Origin of the sequence: Roseateles terrae (genome assembly GCF_014192155.1) — a bacterium.
Taxonomy (GTDB): Bacteria; Pseudomonadota; Gammaproteobacteria; order Burkholderiales; family Burkholderiaceae_C; genus Roseateles; species Roseateles terrae.
Genome location: NZ_JACHXO010000001.1, coordinates 218,721 through 239,945, shown reverse-complemented (window position 1 = coordinate 239,945; position 21,225 = coordinate 218,721). Strand labels below are relative to the sequence as shown.

Below are 21,225 nucleotides of genomic sequence, written 5' to 3'. Positions count from 1 at the left end.
GACAGCATCACCCGCCTCCATCACAAAGCAGTGCCGGTGATTTGACGCGCGGAGGCGCAAAGATGGGACTCTCGGACGCTTGCAAATCAACTACTTGCCGGGAGCCGCTTGAGAAGCGGCGGTTTTTCGCGCATAGATAATTCCAGTTATCTATGCACCGAATTCTTAGCAGACTCGCCGGCTGGGCCAGATGTCATGTCGCTGACGGTGCGACTGGCTCCGGTGTGGGCGCTGCGCCCACGCCTCTCGGCGCCATTGAGCCGCACGCCGCTATGTTGACGGCGCCGCCTGCGGACCAAATGCTGTTCAAGGTGATGAAGGTCGAGCACCTGCTGGCCTCCATCGATGGCAGCTATTTGCACTTCAACCGCGTCGACCGGTACGCAGACTTTCCAGGCGCGGACGCCAACGATGGCGCTCAACTCCAACACGACAGGCCCGGTAACGCGGGTGCCCGATTTCAGAAGACGCCCCACTTCTCAGCAGCAGACTATTACGACCGGGCGCGCCGGCGAACATACGCGTGCTGCTTCTCGCTGGATAACTCCGACCACATCTGGTCGGAGTACGCCAACGGCAGCGAGCACGGCAAGGTTTGTTTGGTGTTCCATTTCGGACGGCTACGCGCGCACCTCAACCAGACGCTGGAACCGGCTAGGGCGACGCTCATGTACGGAAGCATGAGGTGTCAGCAGTTCTTCTCGGTGAACTATGGCGTCGTGAGCTACATCGACTGGGCTAATCACAAGGCCAACGACGAGCACCTGCTGAACCCGGTCGCGTACACGTACCTGAAGGACTTGAGGTACAGCGCCGAGCGCGAACTCCGCGTCTAGCTCTCTGCTCCAGGCATCGGGCGGCTTGGGCTGCTGCCGGTTTCAAAGACACGCTGTTAAGGTGGAAGATGAAACCGGAGGTGAATCAACCCGGTTTCCGCGGAGGCTGTTTGGTTTAAGTCAGGCCATTACGGCGGAGTTCTGACTGGCGAGTTGCCGATAGTAGTTTGCCTCGGCCTCAGCGGGCGGGATGTGGCCGATGGGCGCAAGCAGGCGATGGTGGTTAAACCAGGAGACCCACTCGAGCGTCGCGAACTCCACAGACTCCTTGGTCTTCCACGGAGCCCGGCGATGCAGACAGAATTGCCTGCTGGGTGTGGGACCGGGCTACCGTCCCGCCCCAGGCTATTCCTAGGGCTCTCACGCTGCCAATGTGCTGTGCGTCTTCCGTCGGGAGGTCGGCCGTTTGGAGTAAACCGGCCGATGGCTGCTTCCACCCTGACTTCGCGAACTCGATGCCCTTCGGGGCAGCTACGTTGGACCTATGGCCCTTGGGCCTGCATCAACCGTCGAGTTCGTACGAACGGTCCAACCGAACCAAAGTCTATCAAATCCTTTGGCCGAGTGGCATTAAGGGCCAATGTCAATGTACCAAACGTTGTGGCCACTTCCGCCTCGAAAACTGGTGCAGCCTTGGTGCAGTCATCGCACCAAATCCCACCAACACCGACCAAAGCTCGCCAAATGATTTATTCTACTAAGTCCTTGTTTTCAAATGAACTTCTTGGCCTGCCCGGAGGGACTCGAACCCCCGACCTGCTGCTTAGAAGGCAGCTGCTCTATCCAGTTGAGCTACGGGCAGACAATCTCAGAAACTCTCAAACACCCCGCCAAAGCAGCGGGCCCTCTGCCGACATTCCCATGTCCACAGAGGGCCCGAATTGTGCCATGCCGCCGCTGGGGCGGCCGGACATCAGATCAGCACATTGACGATCGCGTTGCCGATGCCCATCAGCGCCGCGCCGGAGATCAGTCCCGCGCAGATCGGCTCGCAGCCATCCACCCACCGGCGCCAGCCGGCCGAACCCGGCGTCTTGTAGACCTTGGCGGCCACGAAGAAGATCATCGCGCCCACCCACATCGCAAAGGTCGATTCCGGCGGCAGCACCACGCCCAGGCCGATCGACACCGACGACAGCGGGAACTTGCCACGCGTCACCAGACGCAGCACCTCGATGATCACGGCCGCCGCAGCCGCCAGACCCATCGTGATCAGCGCCGACGCCGGCAGGCTGTGCAGACCGTTCGCAATGATCTCCGCCACACCCTTCCACTGCACCGCCGCCGGCATGGCGAACTGGTCGGAAATGATGCTGGCCGTCGTGCGCACGCCATCGGCATTCTTCGGCACAAACAGCAGGAAGAACAGCGGCACGCAGGCCAGCACGCCGGCCAGGATGCCGATCACGTGACCCACGGCCTGGTGACGCGGCTTGCCGCCCAGCATGTAGCCCGGCTTGATGTCCGACAGCAGGTTGGCTGCATTCGAGGCAATCTCCGCCGTCATGCCCGCCGGCACCAGGTTGGACGCCGGGTTGCTGCGGTCGATCGCGCCCATCGTGAACTGGGTGATCTTGGACAGCGCACCCGTCGGCGTCCACGAGGTCAGCGCCATCGAATTGGTGCAGATCACCGTCAGCACAAAGATCAGCGGCAGCGACACCAGCGCCAGCATCATCGGCACGCCGAAGAACAGGTGACCCGTCCAGGCCGACAGGAAACCGAACACCGGCACGCCGATGTAGGACACCCACAGCGGCACTTCAATGTGCGCCAGCAGGTCCGGACCCTTGTCCTGATTTTTCTTGCGATTGGTGATCGACTTGAATGCGCTGGTGAAGATGTCCGGCTTGGCCAGCAGGCTGGTCACCGAACCGGCCACCATCATGGCCACGCCCCACCACATCGACCACTGGTTCACGATCTCCACACGCGAGATCGGGATCATGTTGCCGTTCGGACCCACGCGCTGGACGATGTCGCCCGCGTTGATCATGATCGGCGCCAGCACCGCGAAGTTCACAAAGGCGCCCAGCAGGCAGCTGGTGGCCACGGCGATGCCCATCAGGCCGCCCACACCCAGCATGGCCACGTCCAGCGTCAGGCGCAGGCCCAGCACGCGGAAGTCCACGCCCATGATCTTCGGGATCCAGGCATCGGCCTTCACCGCCCAGCTGTAGTAGTACTCGTCCAGGCGGTCATGGAAGACCCAGGGCTCGGTCATGCCGGCCCACTTGTCCATGCGCAGCAGCTTGAACTGGATCAGCTTCATCCAGCCATCGCTGACGATGGCCTGGTAGAACGCGGCAAAACCGGCCACCTTGGCCAGCAGCGCCGCCTTGTACAGACCCTCGCCGCCCTGCCCCGTGTAGAGCGAATCCAGCACCACGCCGCAGGCGCGGCCTTCGGGGAATGGCAGCTGGTCTTCATTGATGAAGCGGCGCTTCATCGGGAAGGCCACCAGCACGCCGGTGATCGAGATCAGGATCATCCAGATCATCATCTGCCACCACGGGATGATGCGGTCCACCACCAGCATGTAGGCCACCAGGCTGGAGATCAGCGGCGTGACCACATAACCGGCCGCCGTGGCGATCGACTGGGTGCAGTTGTTTTCCAGAATGGTGTAGTCATCGGCCCAGCCCATCTGGTTGAGCAGACGGAACATCGCAAAGGCCAGGATCACCGAGGTGAGCCCCACGCCCACGCTGATGCCGGTCTTGGCGCCGATGTAGAGGGAGGTGGCCGCCAGAATGCCGCCGAGGATGAAACCGGTGAGGCCGGACCGCAGCGTCAGCTGTGCCATGTCCCCCCGGAAGACGTTCTTGAACCACCACTCGTCTTTTTGGGCCCGCGTCCAGGTGCGAACCTGCTCGTCGGTCAAGTGCTGTAGCGCCATCTGCTGGATCCTTCGTTGCGCCCCATGTCAGGCTCGTGACCAGATAGGACGCTCTTTCGAAACAAAAAAACAGCGCGCATTGTCCCAGTCCGTCATCCGCCTGACATCGCCCCACAGCGAGGGTTTCCCCTTAAAAACAGAGCGTTCATCGCCTCCATGTGCGAGGACGGGAGGTCGGCTCACCCGTCGACACGGGCCGGCCACGTTTGTTCACACGTGACCCCCGATCGTGCTGGACCCCATCCGCAAAATGCACGACACTTTCCCGAAACGCTGTTTCGAAAACGATTCGTCATGTCATCTGCGATCGACTCCCCCCGGGTGGACACCTTGCTGCTCACCGGCGCCGCCGGCACCGTCGGGCGCATGCTGCGGGGCCCGCTGGGCAGCCTCTGCCGTCGATTGATCCTGAGCGATTTGAAGGCGACGGCCGGACCGTTGGCGGCGAACGAAGAGGACCGGCCGTGTGACCTCACCGATCGAAGCGCCGTGCAGCGCCTGCTCGAAGGGGTCGATGCGGTGGTGCACCTGGGGGCCTATTCGGTCGAGGCGCCGTTCGAGCAGTTGGCCCGGGCAAATCTCGATGGCGTCTTTCACCTCTATGAAGCCGCGCGGCTCGCCGGCACCCGCCGGGTGGTGTTTGCCAGCTCCAACCACGTCACCGGCTGCTATCCACAAGGTCAATGGCTGGAACCGACCGACCCCGCGCGGCCGGACGGCTACTACGGCGTCACCAAGCTCTTCGGCGAAGGCATGGCGCAGCTGTATTGGTATCGCTATGGCGTCGAGTCGGTCTGCCTGCGCATTGGCACCTGCACGCCGGAGCCGCCGGACCGTCGCGCCCTGTCCACCTGGATCAGCCCGCGGGACCTGTTCAGCCTCGTCGCCGCCTCCTTGAAGACACCGGAGGTGGGGTGTCTCATCACCTACGCCGTCTCCGACAACCCGGCACGGTGGTGGAGCGACAGCGGCTGGGCCCAGCTCGGCTACCAGCCGCAGGACAGCGCCGAGCCCTGGCGCGACCAGGTCGGTGACCGCGTCTTCCCCGAAGGCAGCCCGATGGCCCGCCTGCAAGGGGGCAGCTTCCTTGGCATGGGCCCGTTCGGCGCGCCTGGTGCCCTTGGCTCGCCTGGCCCGATTGTCCCCTCCGACCCACCGGATTGACTGCGCCGGTCCTCGGCCAGAGGGCTCGATCCCGCATCCCGCATTCCTGACAACTGACAAGACCCTGTGGAGACAAGCACGATGCATTCGACTGGAACCGACCGCCGCCCCGCCCTGCTAGCTACCCCGCCAAGTACCCCGCTGAAGCGCCTGTGGCGCGGCGGCCTGACCCTGGCCCTGGCCTGCACGGCAGCCATGCCCGCACTGGCGGTGGAGTTCCGCTCCGCAGACGTGCACAACAGCGACGACTACCCCACCGTCGCGGCCGTCCGGCACATGAGTGACCTGCTGGCCCAGCGCAGCGGCGGCAAGTACAAGATCAAGGTCTTCAACAAAAGCGCCCTGGGCACCGAGAAGGAAACGCTGGACCAGCTCAAGATCGGCGCGCTGGAGATGAACCGGGTCAACATCAGCTCGCTGAATTCACTCTGCCCGAAGAGCCTGGTGCCCACCATGCCCTTCCTCTTCCACTCGGTCAGCCACATGCGCAAGGTGCTGGACGGCCCGGTGGGCGAAGAGATTCTCAAGGGCTGCGAGTCCCAGGGCATGATCGGCCTGGCCTTCTATGACAGCGGCTCGCGCTCGATCTATGCCAAGAAGCCGGTGCGGTCGCCGGCGGACGCCAAAGGTTTGAAGATCCGGGTGCAGCAGTCTGAGCTGTGGGTGGCGATTGTCTCGGCCATCGGCGCCAATGCCACGCCAATGCCCACCAGCGAGATCTACACCGCGCTCAAGACCGGCCTGATCGACGCTGCGGAAAACAACATCCCCTCCTACGCCGGCTTCAAGCACTATGAAGCGGTGAAGGTCTTCTCCCTGACCGAGCACTCGATGGCGCCCGAGGTGCTGCTGATGTCCAAGCTGGTCTGGGACAAGCTCTCCAAGGCCGACCAGGACCTGTTCCGCGCCGCGGCGCGCGACTCGGTCGCCTTCCAGCGCAAGAAGTGGGACGATCAGGAGGCCAAAGACCGCGACATGGTGGTCAAGGCCGGCTCGCAGATCGTGACCGATGTCGATAAGGCCGCGTTCAAGGCGGCGATGTCCCCGGTGTATGCGCGCTTCATCAATACGCCCGACCTGCAGCGCCTGGTGAAGGCCGTGCAGGACACCCAATGAGCCTGGCCATGCAAGCCCATCTCTATACGCGCATCTGCGCCCGGCTCTCGCGCTTGAGCCTCATGGCGGCAGTGGCCATGCTCATCGCCATCATCGTGGCGGTGCAGGTCCAGGTCGTGGGGCGCTACGTCTTCAACGACACGCCCACCTGGGCCGAGGGTCTGGCGCTGCAGCTGGTGCTGTATGTCACCGCGCTGGGTGTCGCCGTGGGGGTGCGGGACGCCGGTCACATCGGCCTGGAATCGCTGGTGGCCTTGCTGCCGGATGCCTGGCGCATGAAGCTGGAGGTGCTGATCCACGCGCTGGTGGCCCTCTTCGGCGGCATGATGACCTGGAGCGGATGGCTCTGGACCCGGCTCAAGTGGGACGAGCGGGATCCGATGCTGGGCCTGCCGGTCGGCCTGGACTATCTGGCGCTGGTGATTGCCGGCGTGCTCATCGTGCTGTTCTCGATTGAACACATCGTGGCGCTGATCCGTCATGAGGAAGTGATCCCATCATGGAACTGACCGTCCTGCTGGTGAGTTTTTCGGTGCTGCTGCTGCTGGGTGTGCCGGTGGCCTTCTCCATCGGCCTCTCGTCCATCGCCACCATCCTCTACGCCGGCCTTCCCGTGGCGGTGGTGTTCCAGAAGATGGTCGGCGGCATGCAGATCTTCTCCTTCCTGGCGATTCCGTTCTTTGTCTTCGCCGGGGAGCTGATGCTGTATGGCGGCATTGCCGACCGCATCGTGCGCTTCGCCAATTCGTTGGTGGGCCATGTGCGCGGCGGACTGGGCATGAGCAACGTGGTGGGCTGCACGCTGTTCGGCGGCGTGGCCGGATCGCCGCTGGCCGATGTGTCGGCGATGGGCTCGGTGATGATTCCGCTGATGAAGAAGGAAGGCTACGACGCGGACTATGCGGTCAACGTCACCACCCATGCCGCGCTGGTGGGCGCGTTGATGCCCACCTCCCACAACCTGATCATCTTCACGCTGGCGACCACCGGCATTGCCTCGGTCAGCGTCTTCAGCCTGATTTTGGCCGGCGTGATTCCCGCCCTGTTGCTGACGATCTGCAATCTGGCCGCCGCCTATTACGTGGCGGTCAAGCGCGGCTACAGCACGCATGGCCGCTTTCCCGGCTGGCGGGAAGTGCTGGTGGCCCTGCTGGGCGCGCTGCCCGGGTTGCTGGTGGTGGTGATCATCCTGGCCGGCATCCTCTCCGGCATCTTCACGGCCACCGAGTCCGCCGCCACCGCGGTGTTCTGGGCGCTGCTGGTGACCGTGCTGGCGTATCGCAGCCTCAACTGGCCGGACTTTCTGAAGGCCTGCGCCAAAGCCTGCAAGACGACGGGGGTGGTGCTGTTCCTCATCGGCATCTCATCCGCCTTTGGTTACTTCATGGCGCTGTACGAGGTGCCGCAGAAGACCGGCGAGCTGATGAAGGCGGTAAGCAGCGAGCCGTGGGTGATCTTCCTGATGATCAACGTGCTGCTGTTTGTGCTGGGCACCTTCCTGGACATGGCGGCCACCATCCTGATCTGCACACCGATCTTCCTGCCGATTGCGGCGCAGTTCGGGATGGACCCGGTGCAGTTCGGCATCGTCATGTTGATCAACTGCGCACTGGGGCTTAACACCCCGCCGGTGGGTGTGACTCAGTTCGTCGGGTGTGCCATCGGCGGGGTCTCCGTCGGGCAGGTGATGCGGTCCATCCTGCCGTTCTACGGCGCGCTGGGGGCGACCCTGATGCTGGTGACTTACGTGCCGGCGCTCTCGCTCTGGTTGCCGAGTCTGTTCAACCCGGCCTCCTGAAGCGGCTCGAGCCGCCAACTCGCTCGATACGGCGCGGGAACGGAACCAGGGGAACTAGGGGTGGCGACGCGCTGCCACCCATGGATGATGGCAGCCACATGTCCCATCCAACGCGTTGTCTTTGACCCAGGAGCCCCGATGACCCCGATCTCTTACCTGCAGTTCGACGGCCGATGCGCCGAAGCCTTGACCTTCTACGCACAGGCGCTGGGGGGCAAAGTGCTCATGATGGCGCTCTACAGTGATGCGCCGTCCACCGTCGGCGTGCCGACCGTGCCGCCGCATTGGGTCATGCATGGCCGGGTGGGCTTTCCGGACGGCGGCATGCTGATGGGCTCCGATGGGGGACCGGAACCCTTCCAGGGCTACAAAGGCGTGAGCCTGAGCCTCAGCCCCAAGGACCTGGCTTCCGGCGAAGCCGTTTTCAAGGCCTTGAGCGAGGGCGGCGAAGTGCGCATGCCCTTCCAATCGACCTTCTGGAGCCCAGGCTTTGGCACGCTCGTCGACAAGTTCGGCGTGCCTTGGATGGTCAACGTCGACGCGCCGCAGTGAATGCCAGCGTGGTGGCGTCACGGCAGAGGCCCGCCGGCGCCAGCAGCTGCGACCGGCGATTCAGACGATTCGCGCCAGCGCCTGCTGCGCCGTCACTGCGGTGCCCGTAGCGGCCAGCCGCGACACCCGCCCACTGCGGTGTGCCAGCACCTGCGTTTCCATCTTCATCGCCTCCAGGATGGCGATCAGCTGCCCCGCTTCCACCTCGGCGCCCTCCTCCACCTTCCAGGCCTGCAGCAGGCCGCTCATGGGGGATTCGACAACGGCGGGGTCGGCTGCAGGCGGTGCACCGGGCGAGGCATCCGCCCCCGCCCCCGGCGACGAGCCTTCCCCGCCCAGCCCACCCGCTGCAGCGCCGGCCGCCAGACCGCGCAGCAGATCGGGCGGCAGCCCCAGCCGCACACGTCGACCGTCGAGCTCAATGGTCAGGTGCTGCAGCGGCGGGGCGGTCACCGGTTCAACACGTGTGGCCGCCGCCAGGTCCGCCGCGAAGTCGGTCTCGATCCAGCGCGTATGCACCTTGAAGCCGTTCGACGCGGCGAAGTCGGCTTGGCGCAGCACCTCTCGGTGGAACGGCAACACCGTCGGCACGCCCTCAATCCGGAACTCCGCCAGAGCGCGTCGGGCGCGGGCCACGGCTTGACCCCGCGTCGCCCCGGTGACGATCAGCTTGGCCATCAGCGAATCGAATGCGGGCGGGATCACCGAGCCGGACATCACCCCGCTGTCCACCCGCACACCGGGTCCGGACGGCGCATCGAACACCTTCACCGGCCCAGGCGCCGGCAGAAAGCCGCGCCCTACATCTTCCGCATTGATGCGGAATTCGATGGCATGTCCACGCGGCACTGGCGTCTCCGTCAGCGTCAGCGGCAGGCCATCGGCCACGCGCAGCTGCTCCACCACGAGGTCCAATCCACAGGTCTCTTCGGTCACGGGATGCTCCACCTGCAGCCGCGTATTCACCTCCAGGAAGGAGATGGCGCCGGTGCTGCTCAGCAGAAACTCCACCGTCCCCGCGCCAACATATCCGGCGCGCTGGCAGACATCGCGCGCCGCGCTGTGGATGCGATCGCGCTGCTCATCGCTGAGGAACGGTGCGGGCGCTTCTTCCACCAGCTTCTGGTTGCGACGCTGCAGCGAGCAGTCCCGCGTGCCCAGCACGACCACCTGGCCGAGGGTGTCGGCCATGACCTGCGCCTCCACATGGCGCGGACGGTCCAGGAACTGCTCGACGAAACACTCGCCACGCCCGAAGGCAGCAGTGGCTTCGCGCACCGCGGAATCAAAGGATTCCGCCACATCCTCCATCTTCCACACGACCTTCATGCCGCGGCCGCCCCCGCCAAATGCGGCCTTGATGGCGATGGGCAGTCCATGTTCACGGGCAAAGGCCAGCACTTCTTCCGCACTGGCCACCGGCCCGGGCGTGCCCGCCACCAGCGGTGCGCCCGCTTCCATGGCCAGTCGGCGGGCCGAGACCTTGTCGCCCAGTTGTTCGATGGCGGACGGCGGTGGGCCAATCCAGATGAGCCCCGCGTCCAGCACGGCACGCGCAAAGGCCGCGTTCTCCGACAGGAAGCCGTAGCCGGGATGCACCGCATCGGCGCCACTGCGGCGCGCCGCATCCAGCAGCTTGTCGATGCTCAGGTAGGTGTCGGCGGGACGGTGACCGTTCAGGCCGTAGGCCTCATCCGCCAGACGGGCATGCAAGGCGTCCATGTCCGGGTCGGCATACACCGCCACCGAACGGACGCCGTAATCGGCGCAGGCACGGATGACGCGCACCGCGATCTCACCGCGGTTGGCGATCAGAACCTTCTTCATGGGCATGGACGAGACTCCTGATTCATGTCGACGACCCGCGGCTCAAAACCGCTGACCACCTGAAAACGCAGCCGGGTGCCGCCCGGCAACTGACCCGCAAGGTCCAGGTGCCAGGGCGCCACGCAGGCAACGACGGGATATCCGCCCGTGAGTGGGTGATCGGCGAGGAACAGCACGGGCTGGCCATTGGCCGGCACCTGCAACGCGCCGAGGGAGGTTCCTTCGCTGGGCAGCTCCGCGGTGATGGACCGGGACAGCGGCGCCTCGCCGTGCAGGCGCAGGCCGACGCGATTGGATTGGGGCGTGACGGTCCACGGCTGAGAGGTGAGCGTGGTCAATGCCTCTGCGGTGAACCAATCGGTGCGGGGACCGAGGCGAAGGTCGAGGATCACTTCGTCGCCCGGCTGAGGCCAGCGTGCAGGCGAGGCCTGCGGATGGCCCACCGCCGCGCCGGTGCGGGCCGGACGGAGCGTCAGGCGATCACCCGCCTTCAGCGGCGCGGGGCCCACGTCGGCGAGGGAATCGTAAGAGCGGCTGCCGAGGACGGGCGCAATGTCCACGCCGCCGCGCAGCGCCACATAGCTGCGCACGCCGGCGATCGGTGCGCCGATGCGCAGGCAGTCGCCGGCCGACAGCGCGAGGGGCGTGCCACGGTCTACGGCGTGCGCGCGTCCGTTCGGGTCGATGAGGGTGAGCGGGCCATCCGCACCGGTGACCGCGACGGTGATGTCCGCGTGGCTGATGAGTTCAAAGCCGCCGAGGACCACTTCGATACACGCCTGCGCGTCGTCATTGCCGACCAGCCGGTTGGCGTGCTTGAGCGAGCCGCGGTCCATGGCCCCAGACGCGGAGACGCCCTGCCCCGCCTGACCTGGGCGCCCCAGATCCTGGAGCAAGGCCTGAAGGCCTGGATGGCGGATCTCGACGGCGCTCGCATCGACTCGTGCAGGTGGCGCTGCGTCCACCGCTGACGCGTCCGACACGTCATTGGCAGCCGTCGCAACTCGCGGACCCGCGTCCACAAAACGCACCCGCTGCCCGGGCTGCAACAGCGCCGGCGGATCGCGCTGCAGGTCCCACATCGGCGTCAAGGTCTGGCCCAGCAACTGCCAGCCGCCCGGGCTCGCTTTCGGATACACGCCGCTGAAGCCGCCAGCTGCTGCCACCGCGCCGGGTGGAATGCGGGTCCGCGGCGCGCTGCGTCGAGGCAAGGTGCGCAGCAGCTCATCGCCCCCGCTCAGATACGCAAAGCCCGGCGCGAAGCCGGTAAACGCGACGAACCAGTCGCTGCCTGTGTGGCGGCGCACCACTTCATCCGGCGTGATCTTCAGCAGCGCTGCCACCTCGGCGAGGTCTTCGCCGTCGTAGTGAACGGGGATCTCCACCCTCGCACCGTCTTCAGTGGGACGCAGCGTCAGCGACCGCCCCGCCAGCGCGTCCGCCAGCGCTTCGCGGCTGAGCTGCTGCTCGTCGAGCGTCAGCAGCAAGGTGCGCGCGCCCGGCACGATCTCCTGGACGCCGACGATGGGCTCCGCCTGCAGGGAGGCCAGCAGCGCCAGCGTCTGCGGCAGATCCGCCAGCTCCACCAGCACCGCCTCTCCCGCGGGCAGCAGTCGGGGCTGGAACGTGTCCGGCGGCGAGGTCATGCGGCGTCCATGAAGGAGCGGATGGTGATGCCATCGGCGGTGAGCCGTTCCCGCACACGCTGCGCCATGGTGACGGCGCCTGGGCTGTCGCCGTGGACGCAGATGGAGTCCGCAGCGACGCGCACCACGCTGCCGTCCACTGCAGTGACCGTGCCATCCCGGGCCAGTTGCAGCATGCGGGCCGCCACGGCCTCCGGGTCGTGCAGCACAGCGCCCGGTTGATTCCGCGGCACGAGGCTGCCATCGGCACGATAACCCCGGTCAGCAAAGGCTTCTTCAATGGTCCGCAGGCCTGCCTCCCTCGCCCAGCCCGCCAGTGCAGAGCCCGCCAGCACCACCAGGCCGAGCGAAGGATCGACCGCCTTCACCGCAGCGATCACATCGGCCGCCTGCCGCGCGTCGTGCGCAATGAAGTTGTAAAGCGCGCCATGCGGCTTCACGTAGCGCACCCGCGTGCCCGCTGCCGTGGCCAGGCCCTGTAGCGCGCCGATCTGATAGATGACGCTGGCCTGAAGATCTGCGCTGGCCATGTCCATGTTCCGCCGGCCGAAGCCGACCAGGTCCGGGTAGGACACATGCGCTCCGATGCAGACGCCCTGCGCCGCGGCGGACCGCAGCGTCTGAAGGATGCCGGCCGGGTCGCCTGCATGGAAGCCGCAGGCCACATTGGCACTGCTGACCACCGCCAGCATGGCGGCGTCGTCGCCCATGCGCCAGGCGCCGAAGCTTTCGCCGAGATCACTGTTGAGATCGATGTTCATGGGAATGGATGAGATAAGGAGTGGGTACCGTGAGCGCCGACCGCCGACCGCCGACCGCCAACTGGCAAGTGCCCGCTGCGGTCAGCCTCAACGGAACATCAGCAGATTGAGCAGCACGACATTCACCGCCAGCAACAGCAGCGCGGTGGGCACCTGCGCGCGGATGACAGCATTTTTGTCGGGCAATTCCAGCAAGGCCGCCGGCACGATGTTGAAGTTGGCCGCCATCGGGGTCATCAGCGTGCCGCAGTAGCCGGACAACATGCCGATGGCCGCCATCACCGCCGGGTCACCATGGTAGACACCCACCAGCACCGGCACGCCGACACCGCCCGTCATCACGGGGAATGCCGCAAAGCCGTTGCCCATGATGACGGTGAAGAGGGCCATGCCCACCACGTAGACGGTCACGGCCACGAAGCGCAGGTCCATGTTGATGGTGCTGGTGGCCACATGTGCCACCGCCTTGCCCACGCCGGCATCGGAGAAGACCAGCCCCAGCATGCCCAGCATCTGCGGCAGCACCAGGGCCCAGCCGAGGGCGTCGATCAGGCGGCGGGCTTCGCGCACGCCTTGCACTGGCGTCTCGCGAGTGAGCCAGCAGGCCAGGCCCAGCGCCACGATGCAGGCCAGACCGAGGCTCACCAGCGTGGCATTTTTCGGGTCGATCAGCGGCAGGCCGCCCACCACCAGATGCTTGGCGGACAAGGTGCCCACCATGGTCAGCAGCGGAATGGCCAGGGCTGGCACGAACAGCAGGTGGCCCAGGCGCCTGGCGCTGGTGGCACAGGCTTCGGCAGACGGCAACGACAAACGGCCCGGCCCGACGCCGCGAAGCCCCACCAGCAGCGCCATCAGCAGCACGCCGGCGCCCACCCATTCAGGCGGCACCAGATGACCCGCCAGGAACATCGCCGCATAAAGGCCCCAGAAGAACCCGGTGGTCCAGCGCTTGGGATGGCTGCGGTCCAGCAGCGTCATCACCGCGATGGCGCCGAGCAGCAGGCCGGCCAGGACGAAGAGCAGATCCAGGGAGAGCGTCATGTCAGGCCTCCCGGGTGTGGGTGCTGGTCGCAGCGCCCGTGGTGGTGCCGGCGGCGTTGCCGGTGCTGGTACCGGTGACTGTGCCGAGGCCACCGCTGGCGCTGGCGGCGCTTTCCGTCATCGGGCGTGGACGGTCCAGCTCACGCTTGAGTTCAGCGTCCAACCGGCGCAATCGCCAGGCGTGGATCAGGAAGGCGGCAATGCCTGTGGGCAGGCCCCACAGCGCCACATGGATGGGCTCGACGTCGATGCCTGCTTCATGCAGGAAGGTCGTCATCAGCACCACAGCGCCAAACGCGACAAAGATGTCTTCACCGAAAAACAGCCCGACGTTGTCGGTGGCGGCTGCAAAGGCGCGGAGTCGGTGCCGGATGCGGTCCGGGAGCGGCCCCAGCCGTGCTTCGGTCGCCCCTTCGGCCATCGGGGCCAGCAGCGGACGCACCATCTGCGGATGACCGCCCAAACTCGTCAGGCCGATGGCGGCCGTCAGCTGGCGTGCGCCGAGATACACGATGAGCAGGCGCCCCGCCGTCGCCGACTGGAAGCGCGCGATCCACTGCTGCGCATGCTGGCGCAGCCCATGCCGCTCCAGCAGCCCGATCACTGCCAGCGGCAGCAGCAGAATCAGCGGCAGGTTGCGGGTCTTGATGAAGCCGGTGCCAAGGGTCGCCAGCATCTTCTGCACCGGAAAACCCGCCGCGATGGCCGTCACCACGGCGGTGATGGCCACCACCACCATCGGATTGAAGCGCAGCACAAAGCCCAGGATGATTACGGCAACGCCGAGCAGGGGCCAGAGGGAGGGGTCGTGGGTCATGACGTCGGCGCTCCTGAGCTGAAGGGCAATTCCAATGGATTGTTGAACAATCAACATCATCTTGCCCCGTCAAGACGGCCGACGCCTTGGTGCAAACCCGCACCCCTGTCCCACAGACGCGGTCGCCGGAGACAATCCCGCCCTATGCCTGCTCAACGCTCCCCTCAATCCCAAGCGCCCGCGCCCGGCACCGCCCTGCCCCCGGGGACGCAGACCCTCACCGATCGGGTGTCCGAACAGTTGCGCCAGATGGTGACCGCGGGGGAATTCGGTCCTGGGCAGCGTTTGTCCGAGCAGGCGCTGTCCGAGCAGCTCGGCATCTCTCGCAACACCCTGCGCGAAGTCTTCCGGGTGCTGACCAAGGACGGCCTGTTGCGGCATGAGCCGAATCGCGGTGTGTTTGTGTCGGTGCCGAGCATTGCCGCGATCATCGACATTTATCGGGTGCGGCGCCTGATTGAATGCCAGGCGCTGGCGCAGGCTTACCCTCGCCATCCCGCCAAGAAGCACATGCGGCAGGCGGTGGAGCAGGCGCTGCAGGCGCGCGAGCGCAGCGACTGGGTGGGTGTGGGCACGGCCAACATGGCCTTCCACATGGGCATCGTGGAGCTGGCCGACAGCGAACGGCTCAACACATTGTTTGCGCAGGTGCTGGCGGAACTGCGCCTGGCCTTCGGGCTGCTGCGGGATGCGGAATTCCTGCATGCGCCCTATGTCGACATGAATCGAGAGATTCTGGAACTGGCGGAGGCCGGCGAATTCGCCAAGGCCTCCGCGCGTCTGAACGACTACCTGGTGCACTCCGAGCGCATCGTGCTGGCCGTGTATGCCCGCAAGCTGGAGGAAGGTGGCGGTCAGCGCTGAGAGACGGCGGTCGGGGCTGTCCGGGCTATCGGGACGGCCGGGGACGTCGCCGTCGCAGCAGCCGCACGTGCCTGCTCGACCCAGCCGTCGAAGAGCGCCTGATGGGCGCGGATCCAGCCGTCGGTGTGACGCTCGATGTCACGTTCGGAATTGGCGCCTTCATTCATCCGCAGGTTCTGCGCATTGATATCGGAGATCGGCAGACGCATCACCGCAAAGAGCCTGGCCGCGTCCGGGTTGCGCTGGATGAAGTCGCGGTTGGCCACGATTTCCTCCTGGTCCGCCGCAAAGCCGTAGTTCTTGCCGTTGGGCTGACGGGTGTCGGTGGTGCCGTCCTGCGAGGCGGAGAATGGCACCTGCAACCACACCACGTCCGCGCCCGGGCGCAGCACCGCACTGACCCAGTACGGCGTCCAGGTGTAGTACAGCACCGGCTTCCCTTGTTTGTAGCGGGCCATCGTGTCCGCCATCAGCGCGGTGTAGCTGCCCTGGCGATGGGTGACCGTGCTGCGCAACTCGTAGGCGTCAAGGTGATGCTCAATGGCGCGTTCACAGCCCCAGCCGGGGTTGCAGCCGGTGAGGTCCGCGCGGCCGTCACCGTCGGTGTCGAACAGGCGGGCGATCTTGGGGTCGCGCAGCTGGTCGAGACGGGTGATGTGATGGGCTTCGGCGGTCTTGCGGTCAATCAGGTAGCCTTGCACCGCGCCCTCTGCGTAAGGACCGAAGCGCGCCAGACGCGCGTCTCCACCACTGTTGCGATAAAACTCCTGGTGCAGCAGGCGCCAGTGGCTGGCCATGAAGGTGGCGTCACCATTGGCGATGGCCAGGTGCTCGGTGGCGGGTTCGAGGTCCTTCATCGGCAGGACGGTGTAGCCCAGCTTCTCCAGTGCGCGAGAGACCAGCAGTGTCTGGAAGGCTTCCTCGGCGAGCGAGCTCTTGAGGGGCTGGACGGTGATGCCCTCGCCGGGCAAAGGTTGAGCTTGCGCCTGAACGCTTGCTGGTGCCGCCGAGGCGGACTGCGCGGTCGCAAGGCCAGAGCCCATCAGGGCGGCGGGCAACATCATGAGCGCGACAGTGATCGTACGAATATGGATCATCCGGGAGACTCCTTTCCTCAGAGGTTCAAGGCGTTGTGGGGGCGGTTCAAGACTGCGAGGCCGTTGACATCGGCTCCGGCAGGCGCGCCGACAGCGTCTTTCCCGCCTCGGCTGCTGCAGTCTTCGACGAGTGCGACACACCGGCCATGGCACGCACCATGAGTCCCACCGGGCCGCCTTGCCACCAACGCTGGCCGGCGACCCGCGCCGGTCGGCCCAGCGCCTGCGTCAGGCGGTCCAGCGTGATGGCCAGGATCACGATGCCTACACCGCCGACCGTTGCCAGGCCCATGTCGAGTCGGCCAATGCCACGCAAAACCATCTGCCCCAGGCCGCCTACGGCGATCATGGAGGCGATCACCACCATCGACAGCGACAGCATCAGCGCCTGATTGATACCCGCCATGATCGACGGCATGGCCAGCGGCAGCTTCACCTTCCACAGCATCTGCCACGGCGAGGCACCGTAGGCGCGTGCCGCTTCGATCAGATCGGGGCGCACCTGGCGCAGACCCAGGTTGGTGAGGCGGGCCAGCGGAGCCAGCGCAAACACGATGGTGACGATGACCCCCGGCACATTGCCGATGCCAAACAGCATCACCACCGGCACGAGGTAAACGAAGGCCGGTGTGGTCTGCATGGCGTCAAGCACCGGCCGCATGATGCGTTCCGCACGTTCGCTGCTGGCCAGCAGCACCCCCAGCGGCAGGCCCACCAGCAGGCAGAACACCAGGGAGGTCAGCACCAGCGACAGCGTGACCATCGCTTCCGGCCAGATGCCCAGCGCAGCGACGATGGCCAGTGCCACGGCGGTGCCGATGGCGAGACGCCGTCCAGCGAATTGCCAGGCCAGCAGGCCAATGAGCGCGATCATTGCCATGGCCGGCAACTGGGTCAGCAGGCTCTGCACCGTGTTGAGCGTGCCGTCGATGGGGAGGCGCAGCGCCTGGAAGTACGGCCGACCGTGTTCCACCGCCCAGGCCAGGCCGGTGTTGATCCAGGATTCGATCGGCAGCGAGCCGTTGAAGAACTGCTGCAGGCTGTCACTCACACCCTGCAGGCCTGTGGCTGCGGCGCGGGGATCCGTGGCGCCTGCCGCCTGTGCCGGCGCATCCAGCCACGCAGCAGTGGCGGACGGGTCCGGCGCCTGGGACATCGCCTCCCAAGGGTCCATCGGCATCGCGCCGCTGCCCGGTGCTGAGGCTGCCACCGACGACGTCACGCCGCCGGCATTCGCCAACAGCGCCTCAGAGGCGCGGCTCGTGGACGGCGCGGCCGCACTGGCGGCGGGGATCGAGGTTAACGTGTTGATCGTGTTGTTCGTCATGGTGCCTCCGGAGTGGTCAAGGATGCAGGGTCGGCAATGAGGCCGATGCCGCCGATGCCGCCGACAGCGACGCGGCGGCGCTTGCAAGGGCCGGGTCGATCGGAGGCGTGTCGCGGTCCAGGAACTTCAGCAGCGTGGTCCTGGAAATGGCGCCGCGGAAACGTCCGTCGGCATCGACCACCGGCACGCCGCACGGGGCCTGCGCCACCTGGCCGAAGAGACCGGCCACCGGAGCTTCGGACGGAATCGGCGTCAGGCCGTCGATGAACGCGTGATGCAGGCCCAGCGGACCCACGTGACCGTCCAGTGCCGCGCGCAGCGAGTCCGCAGACACGGTACCCAGATAACGCCGGGACGGGCTCACCACATGGGCGAATTCGCGGTCCTGGTCTTCCAGCGTCTTGAGGCCGGCGCGCGCGCCGCGGGTGCTGTGCTCTGCCACCAGGGTGAGCGGCTGTCGGGCGATGTCGGCCGCCTTGAAGACCGCGGCCGTGTCGACACCGCGGATGAAGCTGCGCACGAAATCATCGGCCGGTGTGCGCAGGATCTCGTCCGGCGTGCCCACCTGCACCACCTGTCCGTCCTTCATGATGGCGATGCGGTCGCCGATGCGCATGGCCTCATCCAGATCGTGCGAGATGAAGATGATGGTGCGGCGCTTGACCTGCTGCAGTCGCAGGAGTTCGGACTGCATCTCCGTGCGGATGATCGGGTCCAGCGCGGAGAAGGCCTCGTCCATCAGCAGGATGGAGGGATCGGAGGCCAATGCCCGTGCCAGGCCGACGCGCTGCTGCATGCCGCCGGACAACTCGTCGGGGTACTTGTCACCCCAGCCGCTGAGCCCAACCTGCTCCAGCGCCAGATCCGCCTGCGCCAGTCGATGTTGTCGGTCTGCGCCAGCCAGCTCCAGTCCGAAAGCGGTGTTGTCGCGAACGGTCATGTGCGGCATCAGCGCAAAGGACTGGAACACCATGCTGATGTCCTTGCGGCGCAGCGCGCGGAGCTGCTTCGGCGAATGGGTGTTGATGTCTTCACCGTCGATCACGATGCGGCCGGCGCTGGGCTCGATCAGCCGGTTGAGCAAGCGCACGAGGGTGGACTTGCCGGAGCCGGACAGGCCCATGACGACGAAGATCTCGCCGGCCTGAATGTCGAAGCTGGCGTCGAAGACGCCGATGGACTGGCCGGTGCGCGCCAGGATCTCCTGCTTGGAGAGGCCCTCTCGGGCCAGTGCGACCGCCTGCTCCGGATCGTCGCCGAAGACCTTGAAGACGTGGTCGATGAGGATGCCTGTCGCCATGGCCGAAACTCCTTCTGTGCGGTGGTGGACCTGCGCCAACGCGGGTGGGCGCAGGTGGGATCACGCCAACCGTCAGGGAGAGGCTTGGGGGCGCACAGCGGCGTCCAGCGGCCTCAACGGCTGCCGACGGGCACTGAGCACAACACGAGACACCAGCACCCGCCGGGGGCTCACGGTGCAGCCTGCGGGCCTGGTCAAGGGGCGCGGACTGGTGGAGCCTGGCGTGGCATGGGGCCGGCCCAAGGCCGACTGGGGATGCCGGGCCTGGGGCCCGGCGGCGAGAGTTCCTGCACCGCGACGGGATTCGAAGATCCGCGAGTAGTGCGAGGACGTTGCGGGGGCGGCTGAAGCCGCTTGCAAGCCGTAACCTTAACACACACGCTGTACAGCGCCGGATAGGAGGGGCTTACGCGCCGTTGTGCGCAGTTCGCCTCAGGCGGGAGCGGAGCTTGCCAAACGGTGCCCCGTTGAAACTCATTTTGGGACCCCGACAATGCAGCTGACGCGCCTGATCTCCATCGCCCCACACTCTGGCCAACCCTCTGCCAAATGCCCTGTGGAACGCCCTGCCCTGGGGTCTGTGCCACCCGCTGCAAAGCGCAGCGCTTTGTTTTCGGCGCTTCCCGTCGCCCTGCCCCTGGCGATGGCCGCCGCCTTCGCGCCCGCCGCGAGTTGGGCCCAGGTCACCGTCAAGAATGACGGCCAGTGGCGCGCGCTGTTCACTGCAGGTGCCAGCGTGGCGTCGGGCAACAGCAACTCGACCACGATCAATCTGAGCGGCGAGGCGATCAAGGCCACGACGACGGACAAGCTCACCATCAACGGGCGCGGGCTGTATGTGGACAACGAAGAGACCGAGGCGGAGAAGCGCTTGTCCGCAGGGCTGGCGTATCAGCGGGACCTGAACGAGAAGGTGTTTGGATTCGGGCAGCTGGATGCCCTCCGGGATGAGCCGGCCAATCTCTCATTTCGCGGCTCGGTGGGCGGCGGTCTGGGTTACCACCTCATCCGGCGCGACGACCTGACTTTCGATGTGTCCGCCGGTGTGGGTTATACGCAAGAGCGCTACCTGAATCCGGAACTGCAGAACGATGGGAGCTATCGGACCCGCTACGGCAACACCGAGGTACTGCTGGCCGAGGAATCGACGCACAAGTTTTCCGACACGACCACCTTCCGGCAGAAGCTGTCTTACCTGCCGGACCTGCGGGACAGCGGGGAATTTCGTGCGACGTTTGATACCGCGTTGTCGGTGGCGATGACGAAACGGTTGAGCCTGACGGCGACGATTTCGCACCGGTATGACAGCAATCCGGGGCCGGGGTTGAAGAAGGGGGATACGCTGTTTATTACGGGGGTGTCGTTCAGGATTGATTGATTCAGGCGCTGGGGCTGACTACAAACGAAAAAAAGCGGCCGAGGCCGCTTTTTCTGATTGGTCGGAGCCAGGCCTCTCAGCCCCCTGCCCCGTTCCGTGGGAGTTCAGTGGCGAGCGCCACCCCCCCCGTTGCCGCTCGGCGGGCCACCACGACGCTCCAGGTGACGGAAGGTGATGCGACCCTTGGAGAGGTCGTACACCGACAGTTCGAGCGTCACGGCGTCACCCGCAAGAATGCGGATGTGATGCTTGCGCATCTTCCCACCGGTATAGGCGATCACTTCATGCCCGTTTTCCAGCTTTACGCGGAAACGGGAGTCCGGCAGCACCTCATTCACGGTGCCGCGCATCTCGATCAGCTCTTCTTTTGCCATTGGGGTCCTTGTTAGTCTGGGCCTGTTCATCCCTAGTGGCCCGCAGAACGAATTCCGCTGCACTGCCAGATCAAAACAGGCCAATTCAATGAACGTTGGATCGGCTGGAACCGTCTAACGCGGTTTCAGATGCCGGGGCGATGAACCGCACCCCGCGCGGTGAAGCCGTGCAAGGCTCAGAGCTGGCGGATGTTGGCCGCTTGCAGACCCTTCGGGCCTTCCTTGACTTCGAATTCGACGGTGGCGCCTTCAGCCAGCGTGCGGAAACCGCCATTGTTGCGGATTTCGCTGTGGTGAGCGAAGAGGTCCTTGGTGCCGTTGGCCGGCGTGATGAAGCCGAAACCCTTGCCGTCGTCGAACCACTTCACGGTGCCTTGTTGAGTCGTCATGATGTTTCCTTTATTGATTTGGAATGGATGGGAACA

At 65.7% G+C, this 21,225-nt stretch carries 19 protein-coding genes, 1 tRNA gene and 1 pseudogene; 8 read left to right on the top strand and 13 right to left on the bottom strand.

Features of this window, described 5'->3' with window-relative positions; all coding sequences use genetic code 11:
• The first annotated feature begins 299 nt into the window (after positions 1-299).
• On the top strand, positions 300-836 hold the full coding sequence (locus tag FHS28_RS01060; RefSeq protein WP_184293962.1) for a hypothetical protein: 537 nt from the start codon (positions 300-302) through the stop codon (positions 834-836).
• 120 nt (positions 837-956) lie between these two features.
• On the opposite strand, the pseudogene FHS28_RS01055 reads toward FHS28_RS01060, so the two are convergent.
• The 3 genes and pseudogenes from FHS28_RS01055 to FHS28_RS01045 form a co-directional block, all read right to left on the bottom strand.
• Positions 957-1,133 (bottom strand): annotated as a pseudogene (locus tag FHS28_RS01055) (IS3 family transposase); the annotation flags it as partial.
• Between the two features lie 428 nt (positions 1,134-1,561).
• A tRNA-Arg gene (locus tag FHS28_RS01050) sits at positions 1,562-1,638 on the bottom strand.
• Positions 1,639-1,749: 111 nt separating this feature from the next.
• Positions 1,750-3,735 (bottom strand): OPT family oligopeptide transporter, encoded by a 1,986-nt coding sequence (locus FHS28_RS01045; RefSeq protein WP_088449483.1) that lies wholly within the window; start codon positions 3,733-3,735, stop codon positions 1,750-1,752.
• A 294-nt stretch (positions 3,736-4,029) separates the two neighbouring features.
• On the opposite strand from FHS28_RS01045, the gene FHS28_RS01040 reads away from it, so the two are divergent.
• From FHS28_RS01040 to FHS28_RS01020, 5 genes are all read left to right on the top strand, one after another.
• Positions 4,030-4,899 (top strand): NAD-dependent epimerase/dehydratase family protein, encoded by an 870-nt coding sequence (locus tag FHS28_RS01040; protein WP_088449484.1) that lies wholly within the window; start codon positions 4,030-4,032, stop codon positions 4,897-4,899.
• 195 nt (positions 4,900-5,094) lie between these two features.
• Positions 5,095-6,015: a TRAP transporter substrate-binding protein gene (locus FHS28_RS01035; protein ID WP_221193741.1), complete on the top strand. Its 921-nt coding sequence runs from the start codon at positions 5,095-5,097 to the stop codon at positions 6,013-6,015.
• 8 nt (positions 6,016-6,023) lie between these two features.
• Complete coding sequence (locus tag FHS28_RS01030) at positions 6,024-6,524, top strand: TRAP transporter small permease (RefSeq protein WP_221193654.1); 501 nt, start codon at positions 6,024-6,026, stop codon at positions 6,522-6,524.
• Positions 6,515-7,813 carry a TRAP transporter large permease gene (locus tag FHS28_RS01025; protein WP_088449487.1) on the top strand — a complete coding sequence of 433 codons (1,299 nt, stop codon included), beginning with the start codon at positions 6,515-6,517 and terminating at the stop codon, positions 7,811-7,813. The genes FHS28_RS01030 and FHS28_RS01025 overlap by 10 nt, the downstream gene beginning before the upstream one ends.
• Positions 7,814-7,951: 138 nt before the next feature.
• Positions 7,952-8,365 (top strand): VOC family protein, encoded by a 414-nt coding sequence (locus tag FHS28_RS01020; RefSeq protein ID WP_088449488.1) that lies wholly within the window; start codon positions 7,952-7,954, stop codon positions 8,363-8,365.
• 60 nt (positions 8,366-8,425) lie between these two features.
• Here FHS28_RS01020 and FHS28_RS01015 read toward each other — a convergent pair whose 3' ends face one another.
• The 5 genes from FHS28_RS01015 to FHS28_RS00995 form a co-directional block, all read right to left on the bottom strand.
• Positions 8,426-10,192 (bottom strand): acetyl/propionyl/methylcrotonyl-CoA carboxylase subunit alpha, encoded by a 1,767-nt coding sequence (locus FHS28_RS01015; protein WP_088449762.1) that lies wholly within the window; start codon positions 10,190-10,192, stop codon positions 8,426-8,428.
• Positions 10,189-11,838, bottom strand: coding sequence for a 5-oxoprolinase subunit B/C family protein (locus tag FHS28_RS01010; RefSeq protein ID WP_088449489.1), 1,650 nt, complete (start codon positions 11,836-11,838; stop codon positions 10,189-10,191). Before FHS28_RS01010 ends, FHS28_RS01015 begins: the two co-directional genes overlap by 4 nt.
• Entirely contained in the window at positions 11,835-12,599 is a 765-nt protein-coding gene (locus tag FHS28_RS01005) for a LamB/YcsF family protein (RefSeq protein ID WP_088449490.1), read from the bottom strand. The genes FHS28_RS01010 and FHS28_RS01005 overlap by 4 nt, the downstream gene beginning before the upstream one ends.
• Positions 12,600-12,686: 87 nt before the next feature.
• Entirely contained in the window at positions 12,687-13,643 is a 957-nt protein-coding gene (locus FHS28_RS01000) for a DUF979 domain-containing protein (protein ID WP_088449491.1), read from the bottom strand.
• Between the two features lies 1 nt (position 13,644).
• Complete coding sequence (locus tag FHS28_RS00995) at positions 13,645-14,460, bottom strand: DUF969 domain-containing protein (RefSeq protein WP_088449492.1); 816 nt, start codon at positions 14,458-14,460, stop codon at positions 13,645-13,647.
• A gap of 144 nt (positions 14,461-14,604) precedes the next feature.
• On the opposite strand from FHS28_RS00995, the gene FHS28_RS00990 reads away from it, so the two are divergent.
• The gene (locus FHS28_RS00990) at positions 14,605-15,324 is read left to right on the top strand and encodes a GntR family transcriptional regulator (protein ID WP_088449493.1); all 720 of its coding nucleotides are present in this window, start codon (positions 14,605-14,607) and stop codon (positions 15,322-15,324) included.
• Here the strand turns inward: FHS28_RS00990 and proX are convergent.
• From proX to proV, 3 genes are all read right to left on the bottom strand, one after another.
• Positions 15,315-16,367: a glycine betaine/L-proline ABC transporter substrate-binding protein ProX gene (gene proX / locus FHS28_RS00985; RefSeq protein ID WP_088449763.1), complete on the bottom strand. Its 1,053-nt coding sequence runs from the start codon at positions 16,365-16,367 to the stop codon at positions 15,315-15,317. The two genes, FHS28_RS00990 and proX, sit on opposite strands and share 10 nt — an antisense overlap.
• A gap of 100 nt (positions 16,368-16,467) precedes the next feature.
• The gene (gene proW, locus FHS28_RS00980) at positions 16,468-17,601 is read right to left on the bottom strand and encodes a glycine betaine/L-proline ABC transporter permease ProW (RefSeq protein WP_246409540.1); all 1,134 of its coding nucleotides are present in this window, start codon (positions 17,599-17,601) and stop codon (positions 16,468-16,470) included.
• Positions 17,602-17,764: 163 nt separating this feature from the next.
• Positions 17,765-19,048 (bottom strand): glycine betaine/L-proline ABC transporter ATP-binding protein ProV, encoded by a 1,284-nt coding sequence (gene proV, locus FHS28_RS00975; RefSeq protein WP_088449495.1) that lies wholly within the window; start codon positions 19,046-19,048, stop codon positions 17,765-17,767.
• A 643-nt stretch (positions 19,049-19,691) separates the two neighbouring features.
• Between proV and FHS28_RS00970 the strand changes: the two genes are divergently transcribed.
• Positions 19,692-20,426 carry a DUF481 domain-containing protein gene (locus FHS28_RS00970; protein WP_184293960.1) on the top strand — a complete coding sequence of 245 codons (735 nt, stop codon included), beginning with the start codon at positions 19,692-19,694 and terminating at the stop codon, positions 20,424-20,426.
• Between the two features lie 104 nt (positions 20,427-20,530).
• Here the strand turns inward: FHS28_RS00970 and infA are convergent, their stop codons facing one another.
• Both infA and FHS28_RS00960 read right to left on the bottom strand, forming a co-directional pair.
• Positions 20,531-20,800: a translation initiation factor IF-1 gene (infA, locus tag FHS28_RS00965; RefSeq protein ID WP_088449497.1), complete on the bottom strand. Its 270-nt coding sequence runs from the start codon at positions 20,798-20,800 to the stop codon at positions 20,531-20,533.
• 176 nt (positions 20,801-20,976) lie between these two features.
• Positions 20,977-21,189 carry a cold-shock protein gene (locus FHS28_RS00960; RefSeq protein WP_058934879.1) on the bottom strand — a complete coding sequence of 71 codons (213 nt, stop codon included), beginning with the start codon at positions 21,187-21,189 and terminating at the stop codon, positions 20,977-20,979.
• Between the last annotated feature and the right edge of the window lie 36 nt (positions 21,190-21,225).